Source organism: Caulobacter sp. GW821-FHT09A05, assembly GCF_059418465.1.
In genome coordinates this window covers 1-1,164 of record NZ_JBWKPX010000065.1, presented here as the reverse complement: position 1 = coordinate 1,164, position 1,164 = coordinate 1, and the positions used below count along the sequence as shown (strand labels likewise).

At 66.8% G+C, this 1,164-nt stretch carries 1 protein-coding gene; it reads left to right on the top strand.

What is annotated here, in order from left to right:
- Positions 1-78 precede the first annotated feature (78 nt).
- Entirely contained in the window at positions 79-1,155 is a 1,077-nt protein-coding gene (locus AC07NX_RS26190; RefSeq protein WP_494646052.1) for an ISAs1 family transposase, read from the top strand.
- Positions 1,156-1,164 lie beyond the last annotated feature (9 nt).

The window sequence follows — 1,164 nt, the reverse complement described above, 5'->3', positions numbered from 1 at the left end:
GGGCAGGGGAATCGCATATGGATTTTTGATCCGAACGGGATTCTGAGGGTGTCTGCTTTGTGAGGCGGAGGCTCTGGGATGGAGACGTTCACATCCTGCTTTTCGGTGGTGGAGGATCCTCGCGCCGGCAACGCGCGGCACGATCTTCTGGAGTTGATGTTTGTGGCCCTGGCGGCGGTGCTGTGCGGGGCGGAAGACTGCACAGACATGGCCGCCTTCGCGCGGGCCAAGCTGGATTTCCTGCGCCAGGTGGTGAAGCTGGAGCATGGGCCGCCTAGCCACGACACCTTCAGTCGGGTGTTTCGCTTGCTGGCGCCCGAGCCGTTCGAGACCGCCTTCGCCAAGTTCACCGCCACCTTCGCCGGGGCGCTGAAGGGGGTTGTGGCCATCGACGGCAAGGCGCTGCGCGGAGCCTACGAGCGGGGACGCAAGAGCTCGCCCCTGCACCTGGTCAATGTCTGGGCCGCCGAGGCCCGGCTGGTGATCGGCCAGCGCCTGGCGCCGGGCCGCAACGAGGTGCTGGGCGCCCAGCAAGCCCTGGCCCTGCTGAGCCTGAAGGGCTGCATCGTCACCGCCGACGCCCTGCACTGCCGGGCCGACACCGCTCAGATCATCCTCGACACCGGGGCCGACTACGCCCTGGCCCTGAAGGCCAACCAACCGACCCTGTTGGCCCAGGCCCAAGCCCTGATCGAAGCCGCCGACCCGGCCCTGGAGGCCATCCAGGGTCCAGCCAAGGCCCACGACCGCGTCGAAGGCCGCGCCGCCCTGGTCGTCGCGGCCACGGACATCGACTTCCCCGGCCTGGCCGCCGTCGCCCGCGTCGAGACCCACTGCAAGCGCGCCGGCGCGCCAGAGCCGATCATCGTCCGCTTCTTCCTGCTGTCCACGCTTGTGTCGTCCGAAACAATGCTCGAGGTCGCCCGAACCCACTGGACCATCGAAAACCAGCTCCATTGGGTGCTCGACGTCGCCCTGCTCGAAGACGCCTCGCGCAGCCGCAAGGACAACGCCCCGCAAAACCTCGCCGTCATCCGAAAGATCGCCCTCAACACCCTGCGACAACACCCCGACAAGGGCTCCATCAAGACCAAGATCAAGCGCGCCGGATGGGATGAAACCTTCCTGCTCTCACTCCTGGGTTATATGCGATAGCCCTGCCCC